Origin of the sequence: Verrucosispora sioxanthis (genome assembly GCF_010560025.1) — a bacterium.
Taxonomy (GTDB): Bacteria; Actinomycetota; Actinomycetes; order Mycobacteriales; family Micromonosporaceae; genus Micromonospora; species Micromonospora palythoicola.
This window is the reverse complement of the sequence record NZ_SAIY01000007.1, coordinates 222,436-249,016: the sequence shown is the minus strand read 5'-3', so window position 1 is coordinate 249,016 and position 26,581 is coordinate 222,436. Positions and strand designations below refer to the sequence as shown.

The 26,581-nt window shown below is 71.7% G+C and carries 26 protein-coding genes, 1 tRNA gene and 1 pseudogene; 13 read left to right on the top strand and 15 right to left on the bottom strand.

Annotated elements, in window-relative coordinates; translation table 11 throughout:
* The first annotated feature begins 75 nt into the window (after window positions 1-75).
* Entirely contained in the window at window positions 76-804 is a 729-nt protein-coding gene (locus tag ENC19_RS21305; protein ID WP_164448866.1) for an SDR family oxidoreductase, read from the top strand.
* A 45-nt stretch (window positions 805-849) separates the two neighbouring features.
* On the opposite strand, the gene ENC19_RS21300 is transcribed toward ENC19_RS21305, so the two are convergent.
* Window positions 850-936 (bottom strand) — tRNA-Ser (locus ENC19_RS21300).
* Window positions 937-1,070: 134 nt separating this feature from the next.
* On the opposite strand from ENC19_RS21300, the gene ENC19_RS21295 reads away from it, so the two are divergent.
* Window positions 1,071-2,048, top strand: coding sequence for an NAD(P)H-quinone oxidoreductase (locus ENC19_RS21295; protein ID WP_164448865.1), 978 nt, complete (start codon window positions 1,071-1,073; stop codon window positions 2,046-2,048).
* A gap of 167 nt (window positions 2,049-2,215) precedes the next feature.
* Here the strand turns inward: ENC19_RS21295 and soxR are convergent, their stop codons facing one another.
* Window positions 2,216-2,653 carry a redox-sensitive transcriptional activator SoxR gene (gene soxR, locus ENC19_RS21290; protein ID WP_164448864.1) on the bottom strand — a complete coding sequence of 146 codons (438 nt, stop codon included), beginning with the start codon at window positions 2,651-2,653 and terminating at the stop codon, window positions 2,216-2,218.
* Window positions 2,654-2,699: 46 nt separating this feature from the next.
* Here soxR and ENC19_RS21285 point away from each other — a divergent pair, with 46 nt between their 5' ends.
* Both ENC19_RS21285 and ENC19_RS21280 read left to right on the top strand, forming a co-directional pair.
* The gene (locus ENC19_RS21285; protein WP_164448863.1) at window positions 2,700-3,425 is read left to right on the top strand and encodes a transketolase; all 726 of its coding nucleotides are present in this window, start codon (window positions 2,700-2,702) and stop codon (window positions 3,423-3,425) included.
* Between the two features lie 2 nt (window positions 3,426-3,427).
* Entirely contained in the window at window positions 3,428-4,315 is an 888-nt protein-coding gene (locus ENC19_RS21280; protein ID WP_164448862.1) for a transketolase family protein, read from the top strand.
* A gap of 98 nt (window positions 4,316-4,413) precedes the next feature.
* Here ENC19_RS21280 and ENC19_RS21275 read toward each other — a convergent pair whose 3' ends face one another.
* Complete coding sequence (locus tag ENC19_RS21275; protein ID WP_164448861.1) at window positions 4,414-5,118, bottom strand: glycosyltransferase family 2 protein; 705 nt, start codon at window positions 5,116-5,118, stop codon at window positions 4,414-4,416.
* A gap of 125 nt (window positions 5,119-5,243) precedes the next feature.
* Here ENC19_RS21275 and ENC19_RS21270 point away from each other — a divergent pair, with 125 nt between their 5' ends.
* Together ENC19_RS21270 and ENC19_RS21265 are read left to right on the top strand one after the other, a co-directional pair.
* On the top strand, window positions 5,244-7,517 hold the full coding sequence (locus ENC19_RS21270; protein WP_164448860.1) for a DUF2142 domain-containing protein: 2,274 nt from the start codon (window positions 5,244-5,246) through the stop codon (window positions 7,515-7,517).
* 164 nt (window positions 7,518-7,681) lie between these two features.
* Window positions 7,682-9,280, top strand: coding sequence for a ricin-type beta-trefoil lectin domain protein (locus ENC19_RS21265; RefSeq protein ID WP_164448859.1), 1,599 nt, complete (start codon window positions 7,682-7,684; stop codon window positions 9,278-9,280).
* 70 nt (window positions 9,281-9,350) lie between these two features.
* Here ENC19_RS21265 and ENC19_RS21260 read toward each other — a convergent pair whose 3' ends face one another.
* From ENC19_RS21260 to ENC19_RS21240, 5 genes and pseudogenes are all read right to left on the bottom strand, one after another.
* The gene (locus ENC19_RS21260; RefSeq protein WP_164448858.1) at window positions 9,351-9,941 is read right to left on the bottom strand and encodes a hypothetical protein; all 591 of its coding nucleotides are present in this window, start codon (window positions 9,939-9,941) and stop codon (window positions 9,351-9,353) included.
* 103 nt (window positions 9,942-10,044) lie between these two features.
* Window positions 10,045-11,432, bottom strand: a pseudogene (locus tag ENC19_RS21255) (sensor histidine kinase).
* Entirely contained in the window at window positions 11,425-12,117 is a 693-nt protein-coding gene (locus ENC19_RS21250; protein ID WP_164448857.1) for a response regulator transcription factor, read from the bottom strand. The pseudogene ENC19_RS21255 and the gene ENC19_RS21250 overlap by 8 nt, the downstream one beginning before the upstream one ends.
* Before the next feature lie 70 nt (window positions 12,118-12,187).
* Window positions 12,188-12,697 (bottom strand): hypothetical protein, encoded by a 510-nt coding sequence (locus ENC19_RS21245; protein ID WP_164448856.1) that lies wholly within the window; start codon window positions 12,695-12,697, stop codon window positions 12,188-12,190.
* 187 nt (window positions 12,698-12,884) lie between these two features.
* On the bottom strand, window positions 12,885-14,057 hold the full coding sequence (locus ENC19_RS21240) for a thiolase family protein (protein ID WP_164448855.1): 1,173 nt from the start codon (window positions 14,055-14,057) through the stop codon (window positions 12,885-12,887).
* Window positions 14,058-14,183: 126 nt separating this feature from the next.
* Here ENC19_RS21240 and ENC19_RS21235 point away from each other — a divergent pair, with 126 nt between their 5' ends.
* Window positions 14,184-14,627 carry a PH domain-containing protein gene (locus tag ENC19_RS21235; RefSeq protein ID WP_373688918.1) on the top strand — a complete coding sequence of 148 codons (444 nt, stop codon included), beginning with the start codon at window positions 14,184-14,186 and terminating at the stop codon, window positions 14,625-14,627.
* 75 nt (window positions 14,628-14,702) lie between these two features.
* Here the strand turns inward: ENC19_RS21235 and ENC19_RS21230 are convergent, their stop codons facing one another.
* Both ENC19_RS21230 and ENC19_RS21225 read right to left on the bottom strand, forming a co-directional pair.
* Window positions 14,703-15,614 carry a rhomboid family intramembrane serine protease gene (locus ENC19_RS21230; protein WP_164448854.1) on the bottom strand — a complete coding sequence of 304 codons (912 nt, stop codon included), beginning with the start codon at window positions 15,612-15,614 and terminating at the stop codon, window positions 14,703-14,705.
* Between the two features lie 152 nt (window positions 15,615-15,766).
* Window positions 15,767-16,294: a peptidylprolyl isomerase gene (locus tag ENC19_RS21225; RefSeq protein WP_164448853.1), complete on the bottom strand. Its 528-nt coding sequence runs from the start codon at window positions 16,292-16,294 to the stop codon at window positions 15,767-15,769.
* 59 nt (window positions 16,295-16,353) lie between these two features.
* Between ENC19_RS21225 and ENC19_RS21220 the strand changes: the two genes are divergently transcribed.
* On the top strand, window positions 16,354-17,142 hold the full coding sequence (locus ENC19_RS21220; protein ID WP_164448852.1) for a hypothetical protein: 789 nt from the start codon (window positions 16,354-16,356) through the stop codon (window positions 17,140-17,142).
* A 115-nt stretch (window positions 17,143-17,257) separates the two neighbouring features.
* On the opposite strand, the gene corA is transcribed toward ENC19_RS21220, so the two are convergent.
* The 4 genes from corA to ENC19_RS21200 form a co-directional block, all read right to left on the bottom strand.
* On the bottom strand, window positions 17,258-18,316 hold the full coding sequence (corA, locus tag ENC19_RS21215) for a magnesium/cobalt transporter CorA (protein WP_281604635.1): 1,059 nt from the start codon (window positions 18,314-18,316) through the stop codon (window positions 17,258-17,260).
* A 372-nt stretch (window positions 18,317-18,688) separates the two neighbouring features.
* Complete coding sequence (locus ENC19_RS21210; RefSeq protein WP_164448850.1) at window positions 18,689-19,783, bottom strand: aminotransferase-like domain-containing protein; 1,095 nt, start codon at window positions 19,781-19,783, stop codon at window positions 18,689-18,691.
* Window positions 19,784-19,912: 129 nt separating this feature from the next.
* Window positions 19,913-20,368, bottom strand: a complete 456-nt coding sequence (locus tag ENC19_RS21205; protein ID WP_164448849.1) for an ester cyclase — start codon at window positions 20,366-20,368, stop codon at window positions 19,913-19,915.
* Between the two features lie 105 nt (window positions 20,369-20,473).
* Window positions 20,474-20,866, bottom strand: a complete 393-nt coding sequence (locus ENC19_RS21200; RefSeq protein ID WP_164448848.1) for a CBS domain-containing protein — start codon at window positions 20,864-20,866, stop codon at window positions 20,474-20,476.
* 117 nt (window positions 20,867-20,983) lie between these two features.
* Here ENC19_RS21200 and ENC19_RS21195 point away from each other — a divergent pair, with 117 nt between their 5' ends.
* The 4 genes from ENC19_RS21195 to ENC19_RS21180 all read left to right on the top strand — a co-directional run bounded on the left by ENC19_RS21195 (window position 20,984) and on the right by ENC19_RS21180 (window position 24,090).
* Window positions 20,984-21,433, top strand: a complete 450-nt coding sequence (locus tag ENC19_RS21195) for an NUDIX domain-containing protein (RefSeq protein ID WP_309246259.1) — start codon at window positions 20,984-20,986, stop codon at window positions 21,431-21,433.
* 170 nt (window positions 21,434-21,603) lie between these two features.
* A complete protein-coding gene (locus ENC19_RS21190) occupies window positions 21,604-22,335 on the top strand; it encodes a phosphocholine cytidylyltransferase family protein (protein WP_164448912.1) in 732 nt (243 codons plus the stop codon).
* Window positions 22,323-23,390: an iron-containing alcohol dehydrogenase family protein gene (locus ENC19_RS21185; RefSeq protein ID WP_164448846.1), complete on the top strand. Its 1,068-nt coding sequence runs from the start codon at window positions 22,323-22,325 to the stop codon at window positions 23,388-23,390. Before ENC19_RS21190 ends, ENC19_RS21185 begins: the two co-directional genes overlap by 13 nt.
* Window positions 23,374-24,090 (top strand): CDP-alcohol phosphatidyltransferase family protein, encoded by a 717-nt coding sequence (locus ENC19_RS21180; protein ID WP_164448845.1) that lies wholly within the window; start codon window positions 23,374-23,376, stop codon window positions 24,088-24,090. The genes ENC19_RS21185 and ENC19_RS21180 overlap by 17 nt, the downstream gene beginning before the upstream one ends.
* Window positions 24,091-24,178: 88 nt before the next feature.
* Here ENC19_RS21180 and ENC19_RS21175 read toward each other — a convergent pair whose 3' ends face one another.
* Window positions 24,179-25,519 carry a glycosyltransferase family 4 protein gene (locus ENC19_RS21175; RefSeq protein ID WP_164448844.1) on the bottom strand — a complete coding sequence of 447 codons (1,341 nt, stop codon included), beginning with the start codon at window positions 25,517-25,519 and terminating at the stop codon, window positions 24,179-24,181.
* A gap of 24 nt (window positions 25,520-25,543) precedes the next feature.
* Between ENC19_RS21175 and ENC19_RS21170 the strand changes: the two genes are divergently transcribed.
* Window positions 25,544-26,404, top strand: a complete 861-nt coding sequence (locus tag ENC19_RS21170) for an Fpg/Nei family DNA glycosylase (RefSeq protein ID WP_164448843.1) — start codon at window positions 25,544-25,546, stop codon at window positions 26,402-26,404.
* Window positions 26,405-26,581: the final 177 nt, after the last annotated feature.

Below are 26,581 nucleotides of genomic sequence, written 5' to 3'. Positions count from 1 at the left end.
GGTGACTCCTCTCACGCCGGCACCGAAGTCCGCAGCTTGCCTCTGACGTCAGCGTCAGGTTCTAGCGTAGCCGGCATGGATATCAACAACTCGGTTGCCCTGGTCACCGGAGCCAATCGCGGCCTGGGTCACGCCTTCGCCAAGCGACTGCTCGAACGGGGCGCCCGCAAGGTCTACGCGACAGCCCGCCGGCCCGAGACCGTCGATCTGCCCGGGGTCGAGGTGCTGCCGCTCGACATCGCCGACGCCGCCTCCGTACGCGCCGCCGCCGAAGCCGCTTCGGACGTCTCGCTGCTCGTCAACAACGCGGGAATCCAGACCGGCACCGACCTGGTGACCGGTTCGCTGGCCGCGGTCCGGCACGAACTGGAGACGAACGTACTCGGTCACCTCGGGATGATCCGTGAGTTCGCACCGACGCTCGCCCGCAACGGCGGGGGCGCGATCGTGAACGTCCTCTCCGCCATGTCGTGGTTCGGGGTCAGGGGCGCCAACGCCTACCACCTGACCAAGGCGGCCGCGTGGGCCATGACCAACGGGGTCCGCCTGGAACTCGCCGAACAGGGCACCCTCGTGACGGCGGTACACCTCGGCCTGGCCGACACCGACATGTCCGCGGGCTGGCCGGTCGACAAGATCGCACCGTCGGACCTGGCGGACGCGGCGCTCGACGGTGTCGAGGCGGGCTCCGCCGAGGTCCTCGCGGACCAGTGGAGCCGGGACGTCAAATCCCGGCTACCGCTCAAGCCGGAGGAGTTCAACGCCACGATGGAGCGCGCCCTGGCGGCGCTGACGGCAGTCTGAGCTGTCCTGGCCGAGCAAGGGACTCCCACTCGCGGGGCAGGTGGGCGGAGGGTGTGGGATTCGAACCCACGAAGACATCGCTGCCTTACCGGTTTTCAAGACCAGCGCCATCGGCCACTAGGCGAACCCTCCCGGACCACGCCGTGCGCGGCCGTGCCTAGTCTGCCACGCCCCGGGTACCAGCGACGCCGAGCCACCCCGTGCGCGGGCGAACCCGGACGGGTCCAGGGACGTGGACCGGAGGCGGGATGGGGTAAGACTGGGCCATGCGAGCGATCACCATTGCGGAGCCTGGCGGACCCGACGTACTGACCTGGTGCGAGGTGCCCGATCCGCAACCGGGTCCGGGCGAGGTGGTCGTGGACGTACGGGCGACCGCGGTGAACCGGGCCGACCTGTTGCAGCGGCAGGGGCACTATCCGCCTCCGCCGGGCGCGTCCGCGTACCCCGGGTTGGAATGCTCGGGGGTGGTGAGCGCGACCGGTCCGGACGTGGCCGGCGTGCGGGTGGGTGACCAGGTCTGCGCGCTGCTGGCCGGCGGTGGGTACGCCGAACGGGCGGCGGTGCCGGCCGGGCAGCTGCTGCCGGTGCCGGCCGGCGTCGACCTGGTCGACGCCGCCGCGTTGCCGGAGGTGGCGTGCACGGTCTGGTCGAACGTGGTGCAGGTGGCCCGCCTGGCTGCCGGCGAGACGCTGCTGGTGCACGGCGGCGGCAGCGGCATCGGCACTTTCGCGATCCAGCTCGGTGCCGCGCTCGGCGCGACGGTGGTGGCGACCGCGCGGGCCGCCAAGCACGAGCGGCTGCGCGAGCTGGGTGCCGACCTGCTCGTCGACTACCGGGAGCAGGACTTCGTCGAGGAGGTCCGGCGAGCCACCGACGGCCGGGGCGCGGATGTCGTCCTGGACATCATGGGCGCGTCCTACCTGGGCCGGAACGTCGCCGCCCTGGCCGCCGACGGGCGGCTGGTGGTGATCGGCATGCAGGGTGGTCGCAAGGGTGAGTTGGATCTGGGTGCGCTGCTGACCAAGCGCGGCACGGTCGCGGCCACCGCGCTGCGGTCCCGGCCGCTGGGGCAGAAGGCCGCGATCGTACGCGGGGTACGCGAGCAGGTCTGGCCGCTGGTCGAGGCGGGCCGGGTGCGGCCGGTGATCGACCGGCGACTGCCGATCACCGAGGCGGCGCAGGCGCATCGGCTCGTCGAGTCCAACGAGCACGTCGGCAAGGTCCTGCTCACCGTCGGCTGAGCCTCGTCACGTGCCGGACACCGGCAGCCGGGCAGCCGGGCAGCCGGGCAGCCGGGCAGCCGGGCAGCCGGGCAGCCGGGCAGCCGGGCAGCCGGGCAGCCGGGCAGCCGGGCAGCCGGGCAGCTGGGCAGCCGGGCAGCCGGGCAGCCGGGCAGCCGGGCAGGAGACTAGCCGGGCAGCACGAGGCGGGCCCCGGGGCCCTCGCCGGCCAGGTTGTCCTCGGGGTTGTAGAGGGTGCAGCGCCGCAGCGAGAGACAGCCGCAGCCGATGCAGGCGTCCAGGTCGTCGCGGAGCCGGCTCATCAGCCGGATCTTCTCGTCCAGTCTCGCCCGCCAGGTGGTGGAGAGCTTGGCCCAGTCCTCGGCGGTGGGGGTACGGGCGGCGGGCAGCGAGTCGAGCGCGGCCCGGATCTCCTCAAGTGAGATGCCGACCTGCTGGGCGATCCGGATGAACGCCACCCGGCGCAGCTCGCTGCGGTGGTAGCGGCGCTGGTTGCCGCTGGTCCGCTCGGCCCGGATGAGCCCCAGCCGCTCGTAGTAGCGCAGCGCGGACTGCGCCACCCCACTGCGGGCGGAGAGTTGGCCGATGGTCAATGCTTCCTGCATCACGTCGCCTTGAGTTGAACCCCGCTTCAACTTGCAGGCTATCCGCATGACCACATCCGCCACCACGGTCCGGGTCGCCGAGGCCGCCGCGCCAATCGACGGACGCGACCAGTTCGCACCGCTGCTGGAGCGCGTTCGCGCCGGTCGGAAGTTCGGTGCGAACGTCCTGTCGACCCTCGACGTGCTCCAGGTGCTCTACGACCGGGTGCTACGGATCACCCCGGCGACCGTCGACGACCCCGACCGGGACCGCTTTCTGCTCTCCAAGGGCCACGCGGTGGCCGGCTACTACGCCCTGCTCGCCGCGAAGGGCTTCATTCCGCCGGACTGGCTCGACGACCAGGGCGGGCCGTCGAGCCGGCTCGGCGACCACCCGGACCGCACGCTCATCCCCGGCGTGGAGATCGGCTCCGGCTCGCTCGGGCACGGTCTGGGGCTGGGTGTCGGCAGCGCACTCGGGCTACGCGCCCAGGGTCGGCTCGCTCCCCGGGTCTACGTGCTGCTCGGCGACGCCGAACTGGACGAGGGCTCGAATCACGAGGCCATCGCGTACGCCGGAGCCGTCGGGCTGGGCAACCTGACCGCGATCGTGGTCGACAACTTCTCCGCCACCCACGGCTGGCCGGGCGGACTGGCCACCCGGTTCACCGCCAACGGCTGGACCGCCGCGACGGTGGACGGGCGGGACCGGGACGCCCTCCACCCGGCACTGACCGGACACCACGGTCACCGGCCGCACGTCGTCGTCGCGCTCGTCGGGGACGGTGAGTGATCGTGCGGGACACCTTCGTGGCCACCACGACCGAGTTCCTGGACGACCCACGGACCGTCGTCGTGCTGGCCGACATCTCCGCCGAGGCGTTCGCTCCGGCCGCCACCCGGCACCCCGACCGGGTTGTCAACGTCGGCATCCGGGAGCAGCTCATGGTAGGGGTGGCGGGCGGCCTGGCACTGACCGGGCTGCGCCCCATCGTGCACAGCTACGCACCGTTCCTCGTGGAGCGGGCGTACGAGCAGATCAAGCTGGATCTCGACCATCAGGGGGTCGGCGCGGTGCTGGTGAGCGTCGGGGCGTCGTACGACCGGGCGGCAGCGGGGCGCACCCATCTCGGCCCGGCGGACGTCGCCCTGATCGACACCCTGCATGACTGGACGGTGCACGTGCCCGGGCATCGGGACGAGGTACCCGGGCTGCTGCGCGCCGTGGTCTGCGGCCAGGGCTCGGCATACGTGCGGCTCTCCACGCAGAGCAATGCGCGGGCGTACCCGGAGGCGGGCGACCTGCGGGTGCTCCGGGACGCCGGGCCGGGGGCGGCGCTGCTGGTGGCGGTCGGTCCCACGGTGGACGCGGCCCTCGACGCGACCGCGGACCTGCCGGTGACCGTGGCGTACACCCACCGACCCCGCCCGTTCGACACCGCCGGCCTACGGGCGCTCGTGGACAGTGCGGTGATCCTGGTCGAGCCGTACCTGGCGGGCACCTCGGCCCGGCTGGTCTCGGCTGCGCTGGCCGACCGACCGCACCGGCTTGCGGCGCTCGGGGTTCGTCGCGAGGAGTTGCGCCGCTACGGTTCGGCAGCGGACCACGCCCGGTGGCACGGGCTCGACGCGGCCGGGCTGCGCCGCTCGATCACCGATTTCCTGTCACCGGCGTTGGTCTGAGCGCTGCCCGGTTCGCGGCATGTCGCGGTCCGCACGAACGACGTACGGCCCGACATGCCGCGGCCCGCACCCGACTCGTGGCGCGGCCGGCAGGACGGTCAGCGGGGTGCGGTGCCGCGATTGCGACGCGTGCGCTCGCGGCCGAGGATCCAGAGCGCCTCGACGCCGTCCCGCCAGGTGATCTTCTTGCCTTCCTCGCGTCCCCGGGCCCGGTAGCTGATCGGCACCTCGTACGGTCGGATGCGGCGCCGCAGCAGCTTGCCGGTCACCTCGGCCTCCATGCCGAACCCTCGGGAACGCACGTCGAGCGAGCGGTAGAGCGCGACCGGCATCAGTTTGAAGCAGGTCTCCAGGTCGCCGATGTAGGAGTTGAACAGCACGTTCGCCGCCATGGTGACGCCCTTGTTGCCCATCACGTACCAGAAGCTGTAAGCGCTGTGGCTGCCGAAGGTGCGGTTGCCGTAGACCACCGTCGCCCGGCCGTCCAGCACCGGGGCCAGCAGCTTGGGGATGTCCTGTGGGTCGTACTCCAGGTCGGCGTCGAGGATGACCATGTACTCGCCGTCGGCGTTGGCCACCGCCGTACGGATCGCCGCGCCCTTGCCCGCGTTGCGCTGGTGGGTGATGACCCGCAGCCGGGCATCGTCGGCGCGCCCGAGGATCTCCCCGGTGCCGTCGCGGCTGCCGTCGTCGACCACCAGCAGCTCGATCTCGCACGGATACTCCACCGCCAGCGCCTGCTTGAGGGCATCCGCGATGCGTTCTTCCTCGTTGTAGACCGGCATGAGGATCGACAGCTTCACGGGAATCTCCACGAGGGCGGGCAATGTGTCGGCCATAGCCTAGCCCGGCAGGTCAGCCAGGTGGCGACGACCACCGACGGCGATCCACGCTCAGGCATCCAGGCTGATGGTGTTTACTTCCGGCCATGTCGGCCGCCGGCTTCCCGTTCGTCCTGGTTCCCGTCGCCGTGCTCGTTCTACTCGGCGTGGCTCTACGGCCACGACACGTGGGCGTCGTGGCACCCCGACGGCTCGCGGTGCTCCGGGCGACCCTTGTCGTCGGCACCTTCGCGGTGGCGACCGTGGAGGTACTCGGTGCGTTGCGGCTGCTCACCGCGCCCGCCTTCGCGCTGACCTGGCTGAGCTTCCTCATCGTGGCGGCGTTGGCGGCGGTGTGGCGACGGCGGGTCGACAACCGGATCCGCGAACGTGCCGCGGCCGGGCTCCCGGGCGCCGTGACCGCCGGTGGTCGCACGCCCCCGTCGCTGGCGGGCGTTGCTCGGTCCGGCGTGGCGGGACCGCCGGCGGATGCCGGCGAGGCGTCGGGGGCCACGGCGACGGTCGGTACGGTCACCGTGGGTCCGGACCGTCCGGCGCCGGCCCATCCGGACACCATGCCGGATGCCGCCACGACCGGCGGCTGGCGCAGCGCCGCCAGCGGTTTCTGGCGTACGGCGAGCCGTGGGGAACGGCTGCTCGCCGGTACGGTCGCCGGGCTGGTCCTGGTCGAACTGCTGATCGCCCTGCTGGCCGCGCCGAACAACTACGACTCGCAGACGTACCACCTGCCCAAGGTGGAACGGTGGGTGGCCCAGGGCGATCTGACGTTCTGGGCGACCGCGATCCACCGGCAGGTCACCATCCCGCCGGGCGCCGAATACCTACTGTTGCACCTGCGGCTGCTGACCGGTGGTGACGCGCTGCACCACCTGGTGCAGTGGGCCGCCGGCCTGGTCTGCCTGCTCGCGGCCGCCCGGGTGACCGCGCAGCTCGGTGGTGGCCGGCGGGCGCAGTTGCTCACCGTGTTCGTGCTGGCCACCACGCCGATGGTCACCCTGCAGGCGACCAGCACCCAGACCGATCTGGTCTGCGCCGCCTGGGTGCTCTGCGCCGGCACGCTCGCGCTGGACGGGCTGCGCCGACGTGCGCACCTGGGTGACCTGCTCGCGCTCGGAGCGGCCACCGGGCTGACCGCGGTCACCAAGACCAGCGGACTGCTCGCGGTCGGTCCGCTGCTGGTGCTCTGGGGAGTGGGCCAGCTACGCCTGGCGTACCTCGACAGGTCGACCACGCGCCGCCGGGCCCCGGTCGCCGGGATCACCCGTACCGTCGGCGCCTCGGTCCTGATCCTGCTGGTCGCCGCCGCGCTGGTCGGCCCCTTCCTGGGCCGGGTGTACGTCGAGTTCGGCCACCCGTTGGGACCGGAGCGGCTGCGCGAGTCGGTGCCGATGGAACGCCACGACCCACCGTCGGTCCTGGTGAACGCGCTCCGGATCGGACACACCGCGCTGGACACTCCGCTGGCGCCGCTGCGCGAGGTGTCCGCCGAGGCGATCATCGGGCTGGCCGGGCTGATCGGGGTCGACCCGCAGGACCGCGCGATCACGTTCGGCCGGGAAATCTTTCCGGTCGCGTCCTGGTATCCCGACGAGGACCGGGTGGCCTTCCCGCTGGCCGGTGCGCTGGCGCTGATCGGCGCGGTGGCGGCGCTGCGCCGCCCGGCCCGGGTCAGTCCGGGCGCGGCGGGGGCGCTGCGCGCGTACGCCCTGGTGGTGGTCGTCGCCGTGGTGCTGCACACCGCGATGATCAAGTGGCAGCCGTGGGGGAACCGGCTGATCCTCTACGCGCTGGCGGCCTCGGTGCCGCTGGCCGGTCTCTGGCTCGACGCCTTCTTCCGCCGCTCGGGTCGGGTCGCGTCCGGCGTCCGGGGCGGTGATCCGGCGGGCACCGGCGGTCGGCGACCGGTCGCCGCCGGGCTCGCCGTGACGGTGCTGGCCACCTGCGCACTGGCCGGGGTGTTGGCGGTGTCGTACGGCTTTCCGCGCCGACTGGTCGGCGCGGGTTCGGTCTTCACCACCTCCGACTGGGAGAGCCGGTTCATCCGGCGTCCGCAGTGGGCGGAGGAGTACCGGTGGGCGGCCGACGCGGTCCGGGCCGCCGACGCGCGCCGGATCGGGTTGTCCCAGCGCAACGACGACTGGGAGTACCCCTGGTGGCTGCTGCTCCGCGACGCGGACGGCAACCCGCCCGACCTGCTGGCGCTCCAGTCGGTGCTTGACGATCGGCCACCGGACGATCCGGCCTCGGTCGACGCGATCCTCTGTGTCGGCAGCCGGAAACTCTGCGCCGACCTGGTGCCCGCCGGTTGGCGGCTGGAGTTCCGCAGCTACGTCGGCTACGCCCTGCCGGAGCAGCGGTGACCGGTCAGCGCGGCACGTCGAGCGGTCCGGGCCGGTAAAGGACCATTGGCCCGGTTCGCCGCAGCACGCAAGTATTCCGAGACGTATTCACATACCTGCATCGCACGCGTTACCGTCCGGTAACCCGATCGACGTCCCGCGATCGGATCGAAAGGAGTGCGTCGATGTCTGGTACCCACGCCAGGCGTGAACGGACACCTCGACGGCGTCTTGCCGAGGTCGCCGTCCTCGCCACCGCTCTCGTCCTGCCGATGCTGGCCACGGCCTCACCCGCCGCCGCGGCCGACCGTCCCGCCGTCCAGCCGCTCCCCGCCCACCTCGAAACCATCCGCGCCGCCGAAGCCACCGCGCTCTACGGCGACCCCGGCATCCGGCCGCTCGACCAGCGCCGCACCGCACTGGTCACCATGGGTGACAGCCAGATCTCCGGTGAGGGGGTCGGCAACTATGTGCCCGGCACCCACCAGCCGGGCAACTGGTGCGACCGCTCGTACGACCAGGCGGTATTCCGCACCGGTATCGCCGCCGACGAGCGCTACAACATCGCCTGCTCCGGCGCCACCCCGTGGAACCTGATCGCCGGTGGTCCGACCCAGCACAACGAGCTGAACCAGGGCGACCACCTGGCGATCAAGGCACGCAACACGCAGATCAAGCTGATCTGGGTGGTGGCCGGCGCCAACGGCGACGGCACGATCCAGTTCGGCCCGGTCGCCACCGACTGCGCGCTCCGCCGCGTCCTCTTCCAGGGACCGTGCTGGCCCACCTACACCGACCAGTGGACGGTACGCATCGACGGCAGCCGCCGGGCCGTCGAGGAGGCGCTCACCGACATCCGCCGGACCATGACGAACGCCGGCTACCTCAGCTCCGACTACGAGCTGGTGTTCATGTCGTACTCCAGCCCGGCCAGTCCGGACGTGGAGGACAACCCGAACTTCCCCGGCTGGTACTCCGGCGGTTGCCTGCTGTACCTCGCCGACGCCGCGTTCGCCCGGAACAAGGCGGTGCCGCTGTTCGAGTCGGCGCTGCGGGCGGCGGCGGCCAACACCGGCACCCGCTACCTCGACGCCAGCCGCCTCTTCCACGGCCACGAGGTCTGCACCGACAACACCTCGGTACGCGGCCTCTACATCGAGGTGGGGATCTGGGACGAGAACGCGGCCCGCCAGTCGTTCCACCCGAACTACCGGGGACACGGCATGTTCGCCCAGTGCATCACCCAGTTCTACGCCTCCGGCCAGCAGCAGGGCACCTGCGTCGACCCGGCGAGCACCGGCAACGGCCAGCTCTACCCCGGACTGATGGAGTTCCGGCAGCTACGCAACGCCGCCACCGGCACCTGTGTGGACGGCAAGGGCTACAACTCGCGCAACGGCACAGCGCAGCAGTCGTACCGCTGCCACGGCGGACGTAACCAGGGCTTCTGGTACGACCCGACCCGGCAGTCGCTGCACTCCGAGCTCTCCCACGACCGCTGCCTGGACGTGGCCGGTGGTTCGCTGCGGTCCGGCACGGCGGTGAACGTCTACGACTGCCACGGCGGCACCAACCAGCGGTTCACCATCTCCGGCAACCAGATCCGCGCCGCCGGTGCCACCAACCTCTGCCTGGCCTTCGACAACCCGCTGCTCGGTACGCCCCGACTGCGGCTGGCCACCTGCTCCAGCAGTTCCCGGCAGCAGTGGTCATTCGAGTCGCGGTCGTTCGCCCAGCCCGTCGGGTACGGGCGGGACGACTTCATCGGCTCCCGGGTCTACTGATACCGAGGGCAGGTGGGCCCGCCGCGTCCAGGTGGTCAAGATTGATCACCTGGACGCGGCGGGCCCACCGTCACTTCTGCTTGAACGGTACGACGATCAGACGGGCCTGCGCCTGCTCGCCGGCCACGGTCCCGGCCACGCCCAGCTTGGTGCCGACCTTGATGTCCGTGGCGGCGATCGACCTGCGCCGTTCGACCACCCGCAGGTCGTCGGTGAAGGTCCAGGTCCTGGTGAAGCCGTCGGCCGACTTGACCGTGATCTTGTCGTCGGCGAGGGCGGTCACCTCGCCGCGCTGCACCGAGACGGTCTTCGTGCCGCCGTCCTTGGTCTGCACCACGACGTCGCCGTGCAGCGTATTCTTGCGCAGCAGCACCCGGGCCGCCCGACGCTTGCGCCACTCCTCGACCCGCTCCTTGCGCTTGTTGGCCGCGCTCGGGGTCGGCTCCACCTGCGCGGCCGTGCTCGGGTCTGCGTCCAGTTCCTCGGGGTCGAGACCGAGCGCGGCCAGTGCCTGGCCCTCCGCGCCCATCGCGGCGACCACCTCGACGGCGCTGTCCTGCATCGCGTCCCGCTCGGCCCGGCCCACCCCGCAGCCGGCGGCGGCCAACGCGACCGTCACCAGTAGCGCGCCGGTGGCGGTGAAGGATCCTCTGCGTGCCATTCCTCGTCCTCTCGTCGGTGCTGGTCCGCCGGATCTCGTGGCGCCGCGTCACGGCCGGCGCGGATCCGTCCCCTCAGCGTGGACCGACCGGATGAGCCGACCGTCAGGCCGACGTTCGGGTCAGGTAAGGAATCCCGGCAGCCGGATGGTGAACGCGGCACCGCCCTCGGCAGCGTGCCCGGCGCTTGTCTCACCGCCGAGCCGGCGGACCAGGCCGGCGGCGAGCGCGAGGCCGAGCCCGCTGCCGACCTTCCGTAGCCCCCGGTAGCGTTGGTGCAGCGCCCCACGCTCGAAGGCCACTGTCAGGTCGTCGTCGGTCAGCCCCGGTCCACCGTCGCGGACCTCGACCACTCCACCGGCGCTCGGGTCGGCACCGGCCGGCCGGACCGCCAGCACCACCGGCGCACCCGGCGGCACCACCCGCAGCGCGTTCTCCAGCAGCCCGTCGATCACCTGCCGGATCCGCCCCGGGTCGGTGTACACCGGCACCGGCTGCCCCGGCAGCTCGGTGCGGAACGTCACCCCGACCGAGGAGCACCGGTCCGCCCAGGTCCGGCCGGCGTCAGCCGCCAGGGCGACCAGGTCCACCGGCACCGGTTCGAGGGGAAAGTCGACCGCCTCCAGGCGGGCCAGGGCGAGCAGGTCGGTGACCAGGCGGTCCAGGCGCTCCGCCTCGTCGAGCATGGTCCGACCGGTCTCGGCCGCCGCCGACGGTTCCACCACCCCGTCGGCCAGCGCCTCGGCGTAGCCACGGATCGCGGTGAGCGGGGTACGCAGTTCGTGCGAGACGGAGAGCAGGAACTCCCGCTGTCGTCCCTCGCTGGTGGCCAGTGCGGCGGCCAGCCCGTTCAGCGCGTACGCCAGGTCGGCCACCTCGGCCGGCGACTCGACCGGCACCCGGACGGTGCGGTCGCCGGCTCGCAGCCGGGCCGCGACGAGGGCCGCCCGGCGGATCGGCCGGGCCAGCCGGCGGGCGAGCAGCGAACCGGCGACCGCACCCGCGACCATCCCGGCCAGCAGCGGCAGCCAGAGGCCGCGCAGCACCTGACGCCACACCCCCGCGCCGAGTGGACGGGTCAGCACCACGCCGTCGCCGCCGGGCAGCGCCCGGCCCTCGACCAGCGCCCGTTGCCCGTCGACCAACCGCCGACCGGAGACATTCCGCCCGTTGGACACCCGGTTCACCACCTGCGGAGGCAGGCCGGCACGGTCCACCTCACCGCCGGAGATCAGGAAGATGGTGGTGCCCTGGTTCCCGAGTTGGCGGATCAACCGCTCGCCGGCCAGTTCGCGGACCCGGCCGGGGCGCGCCCGCAGCAGCTCGGCGGCGACCTGTGCCTGTGCGGCGAGCGCCTGGCGGTCCCGCCGTTCGGCGGCGCGGACCGCCACCGGCACCGCGACCATCGCGGTGACCAGCACCGACACCAGGGCCACCGCGCAGGTCACCAACACCGCGCGAGCGGTGAGCGTACGGCCGGGACGGTCAGCCATCGGCGGCGTATCCCACTCCGCGATGGGTCCGGATCACACTGGCACCACCGAGCTTCGCCCGCACCTGCGCCACATGCACGTCGACGGTACGGGTGCCGGAGTGCGCCGCGTACCCCCAGACGGCGGCCAGCAGTTCCTCCCGTGAGAAGACCCGGCCCGGCCGACTCATCAGGTGGGCCAGCAGGTCGAACTCGGTGGAGGTCAGCTGCACCGGCACGCCGTCGGCGGTGACCGACCTGCGATCGGGGTCGACGGTGACCCGCCCGAGCACGACGGGCTGCCCGGCACCGCCCGGCGGGCCTGCGGCGCGGCGCAGCACCGCCCGCAGCCGGGCGACGAGTTCCCGGGGGCTGAACGGCTTGGTGAGGTAGTCGTCGGCCCCCAGCTCCAGGCCGACGACGCGGTCCACCTCGTCGTCGCGGGCGGTGAGGAAGATGACCGGGGTCCAGTCGCCGGCCTCGCGTAGCCGACGGCAGATCTCGGTGCCGGCCAGCCCCGGCAGGGCGATGTCGAGCACGCAGGCCACCGGACGCAGCCGGCGAGCCGCCGAGAGACCGGCGCTGCCGTCCCGTTCGACATGTACGCCGAAACCGTCCCGGCTGAGGTAGAGCCGGACCAGGTCGGCGATGCTCGGTTCGTCCTCCACCACGAGGACCAGCCCGCGTTGTGGGTTCTCGGCGGTCACTGGGCCATGATTGCCGATCGACGGGATCCGGCAGCGGCAGGTCGTGTTCGGATTCGGTAAGAAGACCCGCTCAGCGGGCCACGACGGGCTGGAAGGCGACCGGCCGTACGGTGGGGGGCTCGGCGACGGTGGTCACGACCCGTGGCTGCGCGCTGCGGACACGGGTACGGAAGGCGTGATCGAGCAACGCGTCCAACTGCCACACCTGCTTCGGATGCTGGGTGCGGATCAGGAAACGCTCGCGGATGCCGTCGATCGCAGTGGCGGCCAGCTCGACGCAGCGCAGTCGCGGGTCGGGGCTCCAGGTGACGTGGCTCAGCTCGCGGAGCTCCGTGTTGAGGTGCAGACGGAGCCGATGCAGCACCCGTGTCTGCCGGGTGACCACCAGCCGTCGATGGGTGAGCAGCAGCAGATACTCCCCGTGGACCGGCCGGTCGGGCCGGCTGCACCGGGTGACCAGGACGGTGGCGTCGCCGGAACCCACGCAGCGACGGAACACCGGCATGTGCCGACTGGCGGTCTGCACCGCCAGGCCGGCCTCGGCGGCGGCCGGAAGGAACGTTCGGGAGAAGACGTCCATGACCTGCCCAACGACCCTGCCCCTACAAGTGACGCGGCCCTCAACCTGCTTTCTGCAATTTCCACCCCACCCCGACCCCACCCCGAACCAACTGCGTTGATCAAGAAGTTTGCGTCACCGATCGGCTCAGCCCGACCAAAACTTCTTGATCAACCCGGCGTAGTGGGGTGGGTGGGTGGGTGGGTGGTTAGAGGAGTTCGAGGATGGTGGCGTTGGCCATTCCGCCGCCTTCGCACATGGTCTGGAGGCCGTAGCGGATGTTGTTGTCGCGCATGTGGGCGAGCATCGTGGTCATGATCCGGGCGCCGGAGCCACCGAGCGGATGCCCGAGGGCGATCGCGCCGCCGCGCGGGTTGAGCCGCTCCGGGTCCGCCTCGGTCTCAGCCAACCAGGCCAGCGGCACCGGGGCGAACGCCTCGTTCACCTCGTACACCCCGATCTCCTCGATGCCCAGCCCCGCGCGCCGCAGCGCCTTCGCGGTCGCCGGGATCGGCGCGGTGAGCATGGCGACCGGGTCGTCGGCCGCGACCACGGCGGTGTGCACGCGGGCCAGCGGGCGCAGCCCGTGTCGGCTGGCCCACTCGCTCGTGGTTACCGCGAGCGCGGCGGCACCATCGGAGATCTGCGAGGCCGAGCCGGCGGTGACCACACCGTCGGGGCGGAACGGAGTGGGCAGCTCGCCCAGCTTCGCCAGCGAGGTGTCGCGCCGGATGCCCTCGTCCACCGCGAACTTGCCGCCGTCCGCGAGCGCCACCGGGGCCAGCTCAGCCTCGAACGCTCCGGCGTCCTGCGCGGCTGCGGCCTTCTCGTGGCTGGTCAGCGCGAACTCGTCGAGCTGGGATCGGGACAGGCGCCAGCGCTGCGCGATCAGCTCCGCTCCCACGCCCTGGTTGAAGGGCAGCGGGGAGTCCTCGGCGACTCCCTCGACCCCCCGGTAGCGGCTCAGGATCTGCTCGCTGAACGGCATCCCGCCGGCGACGCTGGAGCCCATCGGCACCCGGGTCATCGACTCGACCCCGCCGGCGACGACCAGATCCGCCTGACCGGAGAGCACGGTGGCTGCGGCGAAGTGCAGGGCCTGCTGGCTGGAACCACACTGCCGGTCGACGGTGGTGCCCGGCACCGACTCCGGCCAGCCGGCGGCCAGTACGGCGTTGCGGGCGACGTTCCACGACTGCTCGCCGACCTGCGACACACAGCCCCAGACCACGTCGTCCACCTGGGCCGGATCGATCCCGGTGCGTTCGGCCAGGGCGCGCAGGACGTGTGCGGACAGATCCACCGGGTGCACCGTGGCCAGGCTGCCCTTGCGCCGCCCGACCGGGGTGCGCACCGCACCGACGATAACCGCGTCACTCATGTCTACTCCCCGGTAACTTGGGCTGCTCCCGATCCTACGCCCACCCTGGCCGTCCTCCCCGACCCCGCCCTCGGGCACGGCCCCGGGGCGGATGCCGGTTCCCGGCGGCGCTGGCATGCTGGTGCCGTGGCGGACGACACGATCGCACAGCGGTGGCGGGTGCCACCCGCCCTACCCGTCCTCAAGCTGGCTGCCGCGGTTGTCGTGCTCGCCCTGGGGATGCTGCTCGCCGCAGGGGACCCGCTCCGGCCGGTGCTCGGCGGGTTGGCCGCGGTGATCCTCGTCGGCTGGGGCCTGCGGGATCTGCTCGCGCCGGTGCGGCTGGCGGTGGACGCGACCGGCGTCACCGTGCCGGCCGGGATGCTGAGCCGACGGCACCTGCCCTGGCCGACTGTGGAGAACATCCAGCTGCACCGTCGGTCCGGGCGCGGACTCGCCGGACCGACCTTGGAGATCGACACGGGCGACTCGCTGCACCTGTTCAGCCGGCTCGATCTCGGAACCGATCCGGCCGAGGTCGCCGACGCGTTGCGCGCCGCCCGGGCGGCGAGTCCCGGCGGCACCGGCTGATCCGCTCCGCGCACCCGGGCCGGCGACGTGGGCCGGCGGTGCTGCCCGGTCCCGCCGGCACGGTGCCGGGCAGCGTCAGCCCAGCAGCGCGGCGGTGCGAACCAGGGCCATCCCGAGCAGTAGCACCACGATGATCGCGCCACCAGCGACCTGCACGAGCGTCCGGCGCGAGCGCGGCGCATAGGCCAGCACCAGCGCCATCAGCGCACCGAACACCAGGCCGCCGAGGTGACCGGCGATCGAGATCTGCGGCACGGTGAAGGTGAAGATCAGGTTGATCACCAGGATGGGGACGATGGCCGAGGTGTCCCGCCCGAGTCGCCGCATGATCACGAATATCGCCGCGAACAGGCCGAAGATGGCGGTCGACGCTCCCGCCGACATCTGGTTGGGCGCGCTGAACACGTAGACCGCGACGTTGCCGCCGAAGCCGGCGATGAAGTAGAGCGCGGCGAAACGCAGCGGCCCGAGTACCGCCTCCAGCGAACGACCGAGCACCCAGAGCGCCCACATGTTCAGCAGCAGGTGCACCACGCCGTAGTGCAGGAACATCGCGGTGATCAGGCGGTACCACTGGCCCTCGGCGACGCCGCCGACGGTGCCGTCGAGAAACATCGCCCGACCCAGCACCGCGCCCCACTCGGTCAACGGGGTGCCGCCGCCCATCAGCCCGCCGAAGCCGTTACCGCCGGCCGCCGCGTCGCCGCCCCGGTCCGAGGCGATCGACGCCAGCATCACCAGCAGGTTGAGGGCGATCAGGGTCTTGGTCACGTAACCGTGTCGACCGACGACCCCGCCACCGAAGGCGGTACGCGCCGGCCGCACGCTGCGGCGTCCCTCCGACACGCACTCCGGGCACTGGAACCCGACCGACGCCTCGTTCATGCAGTCGGGGCAGATCGACCGGTCACACCGCGTGCAGCGGACGTACGTCTCCCGGCCGGGGTGGCGATAGCAGGCCGGCGTGGTCGGTGGGGACTCGCTCATCGTTGGCCCCAGGCACCCGAGCGCTCAGTCATGCGAGCAAAGGTACCCCGAGCCGTCGCTCAGGCGGGTCGAGGCATGTCCCGGTCCGTACAGGTCGCCCGCGCCCGGCCCGCCGCGCCCAGCCTCGGCCGGCGGGCCGGATCCAGCGCGGGTCAGGCCGAGCGCTCGATCTCGATGCGCTCGATGACGACGTCCTGGAGCGGCCGGTCGCTGGGACCGGTCGGGGTGTTGGCGATCGCCTCGACGATCTTCGCGGACTGCTCGTCGGCCACCTGCCCGAAGATGGTGTGCCGGTTGTTCAGGTGCGGCGTCGGCGAGACGGTGATGAAGAACTGCGAGCCGTTGGTGCCGGGCCCGGCGTTCGCCATCGCCAGCAGGTACGGCCGGTCGAACCGCAGCTCGGGGTGGAACTCGTCGGCGAAGGTGTAGCCCGGCCCGCCACGACCGGTGCCGGTCGGGTCACCCATCTGAATCATGAAACCGCTGATCACGCGGTGCGAGATGGTGCCGTCGTAGTACGGACCGTTGCCCGGCTGCCCGGTCCGCGGATCGGTGTACTCACGCGTGCCCTCGGCCAGCTCGACGAAGTTGCGAACGGTCTTCGGCGCGTGGTTGGCGAAGAGTTCCAGCCGGATCGGGCCGGCGTTGGTGTGCACGGTGGCGTAGACAGCCTCGGCCACGGGTACTCCTTACTCGTTGGTCAGTTCCATGCGGATCCTCCCATGTGCCCGATCTGGACATGCGGAGGCATCCGAAGGTGGAGGATGAGACAGAGCAACTCCCAGGAGGTGGGACCGTGTTTGGAAACTGGCGGCGCAAGAGCCAGGCGCAGTTGGCCCGGGCCGAACTCAATCGCAGCATCGGTCACCTGAGGCAGGCCGCCACGCATGCCGCGAGGGGAGCCGGCGACACGGTCGGCCCGCGATTCCAGGCGGCCCGCGGCGCGGTGGCACCGACCGCCGTCGTGGTCCGGGATCGGGCATCGAGCGGCCTCGCGTCGACGGCCGCCGCTCTCGCGCCGCTCGCTCTGGCCGTACGTCACGCGCAGTCCGACGCGGCCGATCGGGCCGTCAAGGGAAAGAAGACCGCCCTCGCCAAGCAGGCCGCGGTCACCAGGAAGGCGAAGAAGATGAAGGCGAAGAGGAAGTCCCGCCGGAGCGGGACCATGTTCGGCTTGTTGGCCGCCGGTGCGGTGGCCGGGCTCGCCGGTGCGATGGCCCTGCGCCGGCACCGTGAGCAGCAGGAGTGGGCCGAGTACGACACGGGTGCCGCGCTTGAGCCGATGCACGACGAGGTGGAGACCATCGAGGTGCGTACGGCCGGTCCGGCCGGTGCCGGCAAGGTCTCGACCGGCGCGGGCAGCTCGGCGGTGGCCGCCAGCGACAGCGCCACCACCGCTACCGCCCCGTCCGGCGTCGCCACCACCGGGAAGGTCCCCTCGGTCGCCGAGGGTGCCCGCACCACCACCGGCCGCCCCGCCGACGACCTGAGCAAGGCCACCAACCACAAGTCCAACACCCGCGCCTGACCCCTCCCGCCCCACCGAGATTGATCATGAAGTTGTTGCCGCGACACTCCGGTGAGCGCGGCAACAACTTCATGGTCGACGCGACGGCGCGGCGAGCGGTCGGGTGGGGCGAGGGTCAGAGCCAGTCGTTGCGGCGGAACCAGCGGTAGAGGGCCAACGAGATGCTGAGCATCAGGGCCAGCACCACGGGGTAGCCGTAGGTCACCCTCAGCTCCGGCATGAAGTCGAAGTTCATGCCGTAGATGCCGGCGATCGCGGTCCACACGGCGGCGATGGCCGCCCAGGCCGCGATCTTGCGCATGTCGTTGTTCTGGTCGACAGTGACCTGGGCCAGCCGCGCCTGGAGGATCGAGTTGAGCAGGTCGTCGTACGAGTTGACCTGCTCAACGGTGCGGCTGAGGTGATCCTGCACGTCCCGGAAGTAGCGGCGTACCTCCTTGGGCACGTCCCGGTTCATCTGCGAGGTCAGCGTCACCAGCGGCCGCTGCAACGGCATCACCGCCCGCTTGAACTCGACCAGTTCCCGCTTCATCTGGTAGATCCGCTGGATCCGGCCGCTGGTCTGGCGGTCGAACACCTCCGTCTCCAGCACGTCCATGTCGTCCTCGAGCTGGTCGGCGACCTCCAGGTAGAGGTCGACGACCCGGTCCGTGATCGCGTACGCGACGGCCCAGGGACCGTTGAGCAGCAGCTCCCGGCGAGCCTCCAGCTCCTCGCGGACGGGCGCGAGCCGGCAGGCGTCACCGTGCCGGACGCTGATCACGAACTGCGGGCCGATGAAGAGCATCACCTGCCCGGTCTCCACCACCTCGGAGTTCTCCGTCAGCTCGGTGTGCTCGCAGTAGCGGGCGGTGCGCAGCACCAGGAAGCTGACCTCGCCGAAACGTTCGAGCTTCGGACGCTGTTGAGCCTTGACCGCGTCCTCCACGGCCAGCTCGTGCAGCCCGTAGGTGGTGGCGATGTCGGTCATCTCGGCCAGCTCCGGCTCGTGCAGACCGAGCCAGACGAAACCCGCTTCGGCGCTGCGCGCCGCGGCGAGCGCGTCGGCGTAGTCCCAGTCGCCGGCCTGCCGCTGACCGTCGAGGTAGAGCGCGCAGTCGACCACGGCGTTACGTCGCCGCTCGGTCGACGGCTGGCCGGACTGTGATCCGTCGGGGCTGAGCCGACGAGTCACTGCCCGAACCGGCGACCAGCTCCGCGGCCGCAGGGCCCGGCTGCCGTTGGCGCTCGCGGTCCTGTCGCCAGCGGTGGCCGGGGCGGTCGCCCCCGTGCGCCGCGTCCGCTCCGTCATTACGCCCTCCCCCCGCCGGCTGCGGTTTGCAGGTTACGCCGCCACAGCGATCATGGCCGGACGGCCGGGGGTGGCGCCGGACGGACCGGACCGCATCGGGGGGTGAGGGGTGATCCGGCCCGCCCGGCGCCGTGGGGGCGGGGGGTTGTGCCTACGCGTCGTGAGTAACGCTCGCAGCATTGTGGGCCCCGAGTCGCATCAGCGGGAGACCCGAGCCGGTCGGTATCGCCATTCTGTCGGAAAGCCGACAGAAATTTAGTCACGCACCGACGCCATCGCCTCGGCCAGCCGCCGAACGCCCTCGTCGATCCGGTCCGCGGTGACCGCCGAATAGGCCAGCCGGAGGGCGTGCCGCCCACCGTCCAGCACGAAATCGCTGCCCTTGACCACCGCGACGCCACGCTCGGCCGCCGCCGGGGCGAGCCGGTCGACCTCGACGTCCTCCGGCAACTCGACCCAGAGGAAGTAGCCGCCGTCGGGCTCCACGAACCGGGCCTGGGGAATGTGCCGGCGCAGCGACTCGGCGAGCACCGTGGCGCGCTCGCCGAGGGCCGCCCGCACCGTCTCGATCGACCGGTCGATGTCCCCCGACACGCAGAACTGGTGCACGATCGCCTGGGACACCATGCCGGGCGAGATGTAGAGGCTCGTCGCCTTCTTCGCGATGTCGCCGATCAGGTCGGCCGGACCCACCAGGTAGCCCACCCGAACGCCCGGGCAGACGGTCTTGGTGAAGCTGGAGGCGTGCACGACCACGTTGCGGGTGTCCATCGACAGCATCGACGGCAGCGCCTCACCCCGGAACCGGATGTCGGCGTACGGGTCGTCCTCGAAGATCGTGAAGCCGAACTCGGCGGCCAGGTCGAGTAGTTCGCGACGCTTCTCCAGGGACAGCGTCACGCCCGCCGGATTCTGGTAGTTCGGAATGACGTGGGCCAGCCGGGGGCGCACCCCGGACTCCAGCAGCTTGCGTAGCTCGGCGGTGTCCATCCCGTCCGGCTGGATGGTGACGGCGTGCAGTTCGCTGCCCATGTTCCGCAGGTTGAGCAGGGTGCGGTCGTAGGTGGGACGCTCCACCACCACCGCGTCGCCGGGGCGCACCAGGTGGTCGAAGAGAAAGGCGTCGGCCTGCAACGAGCCGTTGGTGACCAGCACCTGCTCCGCCTCGACACCGTGCTTCTCGGCGATCCACTTGCGGAGCGGGACGTAACCGACGGAGGTGCCGTACGCGGTCACCCCGGCAGGGTCGGCGTCGAAGGCGCGGACGGCGGCGGCCTTGAGCCCCTCGACATCGACAATGTCCAGTGAGGGGGCGCCACGGGCGAAGGAGATCAGCTGCTCGGCGGTCATGGCTGTTCAGCGTACGGGCGGAGGTGGGACGTGCGCGGAAGGCACGGCGATGTCCGCATCCTGAGCCACCGGGTCGGGTGAACGGGTCGCGTCCGGTGGCCCACCCGCCCGCGCCGACTGTGCGGCAGCTCAGGCCGGAACGCCCACCGGTTCCGACGGCCGCCGGGACGTTCCCGCCAGGTGCAGACCCAACAGCGTCATCAGCTGGCCCCAGTCGAAGTAGGACCGCCAGGCGACGATCCGCCCCCGACGCACCCGGACCACGTCCACCACCTCCCAGGCGACGTCCCGTCCGGTGGGCGCGACGGTCCCGAACGGGGTGTGCAGCACGCCGGTGTGGGTGCCGGTCAGCAACTGCTCGACCGCCGCGCCACCGGCCGTGCGTACCGCACCGAGCGGCTCGACCCGCAGGTCGGGAAAGGCACCAGTCCAGGTACGCAGCAGGGCCGGCAACTCGCTCGGACGCACCGTGACGCCCGGCATGGCGTAGTGGGCGTCCGTCGCGTACAGCTCCGGCAGGCAAGCCACGTCCCGCCGCAGGAGCATCTCGTACTGCTGCTGGATCAACCGGTCCGCGCCACGCATCACGCCTCCCCACGCGGGACAGGTTCCGCCCGCGCCCGCAGCTAGGGCATTACCCGCCGATCAGCCCGCCCAACCCGCGACGGATCGACCGACGGCCCACCGTGGTCAGCCGGTGCCGACCATCCGGCTTGCCGCCCACACCCGCATGATGTCGCGTACCGAGATCACCCCGGCGACCTCACGACCGTCGAGGACGACGAGGTGCCGGAAGCCACCCCGAGCCATCGCCGCCGCCGCTTCCTCGATCGTCCATTCCGGCCCCGCGTAGACGACGTCCCAGGTCAGGTGGGCCCCGGTCCGCTCTATATCGCAGTCGAGCCCGGCTCCGATCGCGTTGAGCACGTCGCGCTCCGTCATGATCCCGATCCCCTCGGAATCCGGGTCGATCACCACTGCCGACCCGATACGGCGCTCCGACATCATCCGCGCCGCCTGCCGGAGCGTGTGCTCCGGACCGACCACGAGGATCTCACTGGACATGGCTTCCCGAACCTGCATGACACATCACCCCTTTGGGACGGCTGCACCCGGTTACCCGCAATGGTGAGCCCCGCAGGTTTCCAGGACAAGACCGGACATCGTCGTGCCGGTACAGTCGCGACTACTCTGCTTGACGTGCCCACCGAGCCGCTGCGCTGCGCGGGAGCGCTGATCGTCGCCCCCGACGGACGCCTGTTCTTCCAACGCCGCTCGCCACACCGGCGGCTCTTCCCCAACTGCTGGGACATCGTCGGCGGGCACCTCGAACCGGGCGAGTCCGTGCAGGACGCGCTGCATCGGGAGGTCACCGAGGAGACCGGCTGGCGGGTCACCGAGGTGATCGCCGAGATCGGCGAGTACCGCTACGTCGGGGACGACGGCCTGGCCCGGATCGAGAGTGACTGGCTGGTTCGGGTCGACGGCGATCTGGCCGCTCCCGTGCTGGAGGCGGGCAAGCACACCGAGTACCGCTGGCTCGGCCCCGGCGACCTCGACCTGCTCGACGAGCACCGTGACGTCAACGACGGGCTGATCCGGCACATCGCCGAGCGGGCCTTCGCCGTCCTGCGGTCCGCCGGTTCGTGAGGGTCGGGCCCCGGTACACGGGTGACGAGCCGACCCGGCGGTTCTGCCGGGGCTGACCGGGGTTGCCGCCGGACGGGGACGACCGGTGGCCGGTTGACCGGCGACGGCGCCGCCCCGGGCGGCGCTATCCTCCTTCGGTGAACGCTGCGAGAACAGGAACTGATGCGGGCATGGTCGGAATGGTGCTGGCAGCTGGCGCGGGTCGCCGGCTGCGCCCGTACACCGACACCCTGCCCAAGGCGCTGGTGCCGGTGGACGGTGAGATCACCATCCTCGACATCGCGCTGCGCAACCTGGCCGAGGTGGGGCTCACCGAGGTCGTGGTGGTGGTCGGCTACGCCGCCGACGCCGTCCGCGAACGCCAGGCGGAGCTGGAGCGTCGGTACGGCGTCACGATCACCCTGGTGCCCAACGACAAGGCCGAGGAGTGGAACAACGCGTACTCCCTCTGGCTGGCGCGTGACTGGTTCTCCCGAGGCGTTCTGCTGGTCAACGGCGACACCGTGCACCCGGTGAGCATCGAGAAGACCCTGCTGGCCGAGCGGGGGCCGGGCGTGCTGCTCGCGGTCGACACCCTCAAGCCGCTGGCCGAGGAGGAGATGAAGACCACCTTCGACGCCGCCGGCCAACTCACCCGGATCACCAAGCTGATGGACCCGGGCGAGGCGTACGGCGAGTACATCGGGGCCACCCTCATCGAGCCGCAGGTGGCCGAGGCGCTCGCCGACGCCCTGGAGGCGACCTGGCGACGTGACCCGAACCTGTACTACGAGGACGGGTACCAGGAGTTCGCCGACCGTGGCGGCGAGGTCCGGGCCGCACCGATCGGTGATGTGGCCTGGGTCGAGGTCGACAACCACGCCGACCTGGCCCGGGCGCGGGAGATCGCGTGCCGCTACTAGCCCGTACCGTCGCGACGCCGCTGTCGATCGAGGTCCGCCGGGGTGCGGTGGCCGACCTCGGCTCGCTGCTGGCCGACCGCCGGATCTCCAGCGGCGGCGACGTCGCGGTGGTGGTCGGCCCGGGTCAGGGCGAGAAGATCGTCGAGCTGTGCCGGCCCTCGCTCGGGTCGGCCGACGTGTTCACCGTCGCCGGCGGCAGCGTCGACTCCGCCAACGAGCTCGGCGACCAGCTGCGTCGCCGCAACTACGACGCCGTCGTCGGTATCGGTGGCGGAAAGACCATCGACACCGCCAAGTACGCCGCCACCCGCTACGGCATCCCGATGGTCACCGTGGCGACCAGCCTCGCCAACGACGGGATCGCCTCTCCGGTGGCGTCGCTTACCCACGAGGGCGGCAAGGGCTCGTACGGGGTGCACATCCCGATCGCCGTCCTGGTCGACCTCGACTTCGTGGAGAACGGCCCGGATCGGCAGACCCAGGCCGGCATCGGCGACGCGGTGAGCAACCTCAGCGCCTGCGCCGACTGGGAACTGGCCCACGAGGTGCGCGGCGAGCCGATCGACGGGCTGGCCGTGACGCTGGCCCGCACCGGCGCGGAGGCGCTGGTCAACCATCCCGGGAAGATCACCGACGACGGGTTCCTGACCACGCTGGCCGAGGCGCTGATCCTGGGCGGCATCTCGATGTCGATCTGCGGGTCCAGCCGGCCGGCCAGCGGCGGCGACCACGAGATCTCGCACGCCATCGACCACCTCTTCCCGAGCACCGCCTCGCACGGGGAACAGGCCGGCCTCGGCGCGCTGTTCTGCACCTTCCTCCGGGGCGACCTGGAACGGTTCGGCCAGCTCGCCCGCTGCCTGCACCGGCACGGGCTGTCCACCCGACCCGCCGACCTCGGGCTGACCGACGAGCAGTTCGTCGAGGCGGTGGCCTTCGCCCCGCACACCCGGCCCGACCGTTACACGATCCTCGAGCACCTGGCGCTGTCCGCCGACGACCTACGTACCCGGCTGGGAGACTACGTTGACGCCCTTCGTGAGCACCTTGGCTGAGCCGTCCCACCCCACGGTCACCGACTTCCACCGGGTGAACCGGGGCGGTGGCCTGTTCAGCGAGTCGGTCAGCCAGTGGATCGGCGCGGTCTTCGCGCTCGTCGCCCAGCGTCTCGGGCTCCGGCCGACCGCGTTGACCATCACCAACCTGCTGCTCGGGCTGGCCACCTCGGTCACCGTGGTCGCGCTCGCCGGCCCGGTCGCCAGCGGGGACGTGCCGGCTCCGGTGGTCGGGCTTGTCGCCCTGGTCGGCTGGCAGATCGCGTACGCCCTGGACTGCGCCGACGGTCAACTGGCCCGGGTGACCGGGCAGGGCAGCGCGGCGGGCGCCCGGGTCGACGTGCTCTGTGACGTGGCCGCCCAGATCGCCCTGGTCGCCGCCCTGTCCGCCACCGCCGTGGCGCAGCAGCCGGCGACGCCGACCTGGCTGGTGGCGGCGTTCGCCGGCACCTGGATGGTCAACCTGGTCACCTCGGTGATGCAGTCCGGCCCGAACGCGGCCAGCATGGTCACCTCCACCAGCCTGCCCGTACGCCTGGTAAAGCTGGTCCGCGACTACGGCGCCGTCATCTTCGTGGCCGCCCTGGTCCTGGCCCTGGCCCCAGCCCTCACCCTGTGGGTGATGCTCGCCTTCATCGCAGTCAACGGGGGCTTCCTCCTGGCCAGCATCGCCTTCTCGGCCCGCGCCAGCCTCCGCTGACCGACGTCGCGGCACCCGTTCGTGAGATGCGGGATGTCGCGGCTTCCTGTCGCCGGGAAGCCGCGACATCCCGCAAGCCGTGCCGCCCTCAGCGGCGCAGGCCGGCGTAGATGTCGATCAGGCGCTGGGTGACGGTGTCCGGGTGGAAGTTGCGCTCGTAACGCAGCCGGGCGGCAGTCGAGAGCGCCGAGGCACCGGCGGCGGCCATCGGCAGGGCGGCGGCCAGGGCGGCCGGCTCCGGCGGCACGACCCAGCCCGCCTCGCCGGTCATCACACCGGCCGGCACCGCCCACCGCTGCCCGGCAGCGTTGCCCGGTACCGAGGACCCGGCGTCGGGCCGGTCGCCGGAGTCCGGAGCCGAGGAGCCGGGCACGGCACCGGAGACGGCTGGGGCGGACGCCGAGGCGGCCACGGCCGGACCGGTACCGGCGGGCTCCCGAGGGGTGTCCGCGCCGACCAGGTAGGGAATGCCGCCGAGTGCGGTGCCGAGCACCGGCCGGCCGCTGGCCAACGCCTCGATGATCACGGTCGGCAGCACGTCGTGCCAGGTGGACGTCGCCAGCACCACGGCGCTGTCGGCCAGCGCCTGCCGGACGCCGGCCCGGTCCAGCGGGCCGAGGTAGGCCACGTCGGAGCGCTCTGCCGCCAGCGCTTCGACAAGCGGGCGCAGCTCACCGTCTCCGGCGACGCGCAGCGGGCCCAAGGCGCCGTCCGGGTGTCGCCGCCAGGCCTCCACTAGCAGGTCGAGGCCCTTCTCGGGGGAGAGCCGGCCGAGGAACAGGAAACCCTGGCCCAGCGGTGCGGGCGCGCCCGGGTCGGGGATTCCGTTCGGCTTCACGACGATTCGCGAATCGGGGATGCCGTAGTCACGCAGGTGATCGGCGACCGCGGTGGTCAGCGCGATGAACCGGTCCACCGACTTCCAGGTGCCCCGGTGCACGGCCAGCGTGGTGGCCATCAGCGCGCTCTGCGCCCGCGATCCCCGGTAGCAGCGGTGCACCACCGCCGGCACGCCCAGGGCCCGGCCCCGGCAGTCCTGGCAGATCATGCCGTCCCGGAAGTACAGCCCCGAGGAGCAGACCTGTCGGTAGTTGTGCACCGTCTGCACCACCGGCACCCCGTGCCGGTGCGCGGTCCGCACCACCCAGGGCGACAGCAGTGGGTACGGGTTGTGCAGGTGCAGCACGTCCGGCCGGTGCTCGGTGAGCAGCTGGGCCAACTCCTGCTGGGCGCGGGGAGCGTAGATCGGGGAGATCGGCAGCAGCGCCTTCGCCGTCCTCGGCATCGTCGGGATCTCGTCCGAACTGCGCAGGAACGGCAGCACCTCCACCCCGGCGGCGGTGAGCTGGGCGATCTCGGCGTCGACGATGGTGTTCTCACCGGACGGCTGAGCTTCTCGGTACCGGTTGTGCGCCACCACGATTCTCACGGGAAAGAAGGCTACCGTTGGACGATGCCCGAACTACCGGAGGTGGAGGCGCTCGCCGGTTACCTGCGACAGCGTGCGGTGGGCCGGCGTGTCGACCGTCTGGAGGTCGCCGCCATCAGCGCCCTGAAGACGTACGACCCGGCGCCGACCGCCGTCGCGGGCCGGGCGGTGATCGACGCCCGGCGGTACGGCAAGTTCCTCGACGTGGTCTTCGACGGCGGTCTGCACCTGGTGGTCCACCTGGCCCGCGCCGGCTGGTTGCACTACCGGGAGGCGTTCGCCTCGACCGTTCCGCTACGCCCCGGCAAGGGACCGATCGCGATCCGGGTACGCCTCGACGACGGCTCCGGCTTCGACCTGACCGAGGCCGGTACGCAGAAGAAGCTCGCCGCCTACCTGGTGACGGACCCGCAGGCGGTGCCGGGGGTGGCCAAGCTCGGGCCGGACGCGCTCTCGGCCGACCTGGCCACCTTCGCCAGCGCGCTGCGTGGCCGCCGGGGCCAGGTCAAGGGGGTGCTCACCGACCAGTCGGTGCTCGGCGGGGTCGGCAACGCGTACTCCGACGAGATCCTGCACGCCGCGAAGCTGTCGCCGTTCGCGTTGACCGACCGGCTGTCCGACGATCAGATGGCGACCCTGCACGCGGCGACCCGTCGGGTGCTGGGTGACGCGGTGACCAGGTCGCTGGGGCAGCGGGCGGCGGAGTTGAAGGGCGAGAAGCGGTCCGGGCTGAAGGTGCACGCCCGCACCGGGCTGCCCTGTCCGGTCTGCGGCGACACCGTCCGGGAGGTCTCGTTCGCCGACTCCAGCCTCCAGTACTGCCCGACCTGCCAGACCGGCGGAAAGCCCCTTGCTGACCGACGGTTGTCCAGACTCGTACGGTGAGTAACGCCACTCACTGATTACGGAGCGGAATCGGACGCGCGGTGCGCAACCACCGGTCCGGCGCTCTACCGGGGCCGCCATCCATCGGTATAGTGGCCCCGGTCCCCGGCTTCCGAATGGCATGGGGCCGGCCAGATCCCAGGCGGTAGGTGGCCGCCGCGCAATGTCCCTCGGGTC